Consider the following 2,750-nt stretch of genomic DNA (forward strand, 5'->3'; position numbering starts at 1 on the left):
CGACGGCGGCACCGGCTGCCTCGCCGTCACCGGCTACGAGGGCACCCCCGCCGGCACCGCCCGGCGCCGCGCGGAGGCGGCCGCCGTCCTGCGGGAGTGCGGCGGCACCCTCCTCGGCACCGAACCCGGCGAACGCTGGGCCCGCGGCCGCTACGAAGCGCCCTACCTGCGCGACGCCCTGCTCGACGCCGGTGCCTTCGCCGAGACCCTGGAGACCGCCGCGTTCTGGTCCCGGATACCCGAGCTGTACACCGCCGTACGCACCGCCCTCACCGACACCCTCACCGGTGCCGGCACCCCGCCCCTGGTGATGTGCCACATCTCCCACGTGTACGAGAACGGCGCCTCCCTCTACTTCACCGTCGTCAGCGCCCAGGGCGACGACCCCGTCACCCACTGGACCCCCGCCAAGCACGCGGCCAACGAGGCCGTGCTCGCGGCGGGCGGCACCATCTCCCACCACCACGGCGTCGGCACCGACCACCGCGACTGGTACGTACGCGAGGCCGGGCCTCTCGCCGTGGACGCGCTGCGCGCCGTCAAGGCCCGGCTCGACCCCGCCGGGCTGCTCAGCCCCGGCGTCCTGCTCCCCACCGACTGACCGCGCCCGGAGGCACACCGATGCGAGAGTTCACCGCCGTGGTCAACCCGACCGCGGGCGCCGCCACCGGGGCCGCCACGCTGCTCCAGGTGGCCCGGCACCTCCGCGAGGCCGGCGCCACCCTGGAGACCGAGTACAGCCACAGCCTCGCCCACGCCCGCGAGACCGCCCTGCGCGCCGGGGAGAGCGGCCGGGTCGTCCTCGCCGTCGGCGGCGACGGCATGGCCGGCGGCATCGGGGGAGCGCTCAGCGGCACCGGCGCCGTGCTGGGGCTCGTACCCGCCGGACGCGGCAACGACTTCGCCCGCGCCCTCCGCCTGCCCGCCGACCCCGCGGCCCTCGCCGGGATCCTGCTGCACGCCGAGCCCCGGCGCGTCGACACCATCGAGGTCGAGTCCGCCGTCCACCCGCGCACCGTGGTCCTCGGCAGCGTCTACGCCGGGGTCGACGCCCTCGCCAACCGGTACGCCAACCAGTCCCGCCTGCTGCGCGGCGCCGCCTCCTACTACGCGGGCGGCCTGCGCGCCGTGGCCACCTGGCGCACCGCCGACTACCGGATCACCGTCGACGGCGAGGAACAGCGCCACCGCGGCTACACCGTCGTCGCCGCCAACTCGCCCTACTACGGCTTCGGCCGTGCCATCGCCCCCGCCGCCGAACTCGACGACGGCCTTCTCGACATCGTGCTGATACGCGAGGCCCCGCGCCTCCTCTTCTTCACCCTGATGAACGAGCTGAAGACCGGCGCCCACCTCCGCCGCCCCGAGGTACGGGTCCTGCGCGGCCGTGAGCTGCGCATCGAGGCCGACCGGCCCGTGCCGTACGGGGCCGACGGCGAGGTGGAGGCCGCCCTCCCCGTCACCGTCCGGGTCCGCCCCGCCGACCTGGCCGTGCTGGCCCCGGCACCCTGCCTCGATGACACGAAGCGGTAACGTCTGGCAACCGCGCCCGTGTCGACAAGGTCTGGACCGGCATGAAGATCTCTTTCCTGCTCCACAACGCGTACGCGATCGGAGGGACGATCACCACCACCTTCAACCTGGCCGGAGCGCTCGCCGAACGGCACGACGTGGAGATCGTGTCCGTCCTCCGCAGCCGCGAACGCCCCCCGCTCACCCTGGACCCCCGCGTCCGGCTGCGGCCCCTGGTCGACCTGCGCGAGGAGCAGGACCACCCGGCGCACCGCGAACCCGCGCGGGTCTTCCCGGCCGCCGAGGGACGCCACCGCGAGTACAGCAGGCTGACCGACGAGCGGATCGCCGCCCACCTGGCCGGCACCGACGCCGAGGTCGTCATCGGCACCCGCCCCGGCCTCAACGTGCATCTCGCCCGCCAGGCACCGGACCGCGTCCTGCGCGTCGGCCAGGAACACCTCACCTGGGACCACCACTCCCGCCGGCTGCGCACCGTACTGCGCCGCGCCTACCGCGACCTCGACCTGATCACCACCGTCACCGACGCCGACGCCCGCGCCTACCGGCGCGGCAGCTGGCTGCCCGGCGTCCGTGTCGAGGCCCTCCCCAACAGCGTGCCCGACCCCGAACTCCCGCCCGCCGACGGCGACTCCCGGCTGATCGTCGCCGCGGGCCGGCTCGTCCCGATGAAGGGCTACGACACCCTGATCCGCGCCTTCGCGCACGTCGCGGCCGCCCACCCGGACTGGCGGTTGCGCATCTACGGCAGGGGAGAGGAGCGCGACCGGCTGCGTGCCCTCATCCAGCGGCTCGGCCTCAGCGACCACGCCTTCCTGATGGGCGCCGCCGTGCCGATGGAGTCCGAGTGGGTCAAGGCGTCCATCGCCGCCGCGTCCTCCACCTTCGAGCCCTTCGGCATGACCATCGTCGAGGCGATGCGCTGCGGGCTGCCCGTCGTCAGCACCGACTGCGCGCACGGGCCCCGCGAGATCATCCAGGACAATGTCGACGGACGGCTCGTGCCGGTCGCTGACCCGGACGCCTTCGGCGCGGCCCTGCTGGACCTGGTCCGCGACGACGAACGGCGCCGCACCATGGGCAAGTCCGCCCTGGTGAACGCCCGCCGCTACGCCCCCGAGGTCGTGGTGGCCCGCGCCGAAGGCCTGCTGGCCGACGCCCTCGCCGCCAAACGGGCGGGTCGGCGGCCGCCCGGCGAACCAGGTTCCGGGCGCCGC

The 2,750-nt window shown here is 74.9% G+C and carries 3 protein-coding genes; all 3 read left to right on the forward strand.

The annotated features are described in order from the left end of the window. On the forward strand, positions 1 to 601 hold a 601-nt coding region (locus GT030_RS12760), incomplete at its 5' end, for an FAD-linked oxidase C-terminal domain-containing protein (protein WP_272920689.1). Between the two features lie 20 nt (positions 602 to 621). Next, entirely contained in the window at positions 622 to 1,533 is a 912-nt protein-coding gene (locus GT030_RS12765) for a YegS/Rv2252/BmrU family lipid kinase (protein WP_161201206.1), read from the forward strand. 41 nt (positions 1,534 to 1,574) lie between these two features. Continuing rightward, on the forward strand, positions 1,575 to 2,750 hold a 1,176-nt coding region (locus GT030_RS12770; protein ID WP_161201207.1), incomplete at its 3' end, for a glycosyltransferase family 4 protein.

This window comes from Streptomyces sp. SID1328 (assembly GCF_009865595.1).
Classification (GTDB): Bacteria; Actinomycetota; Actinomycetes; order Streptomycetales; family Streptomycetaceae; genus Streptomyces; species Streptomyces griseoluteus.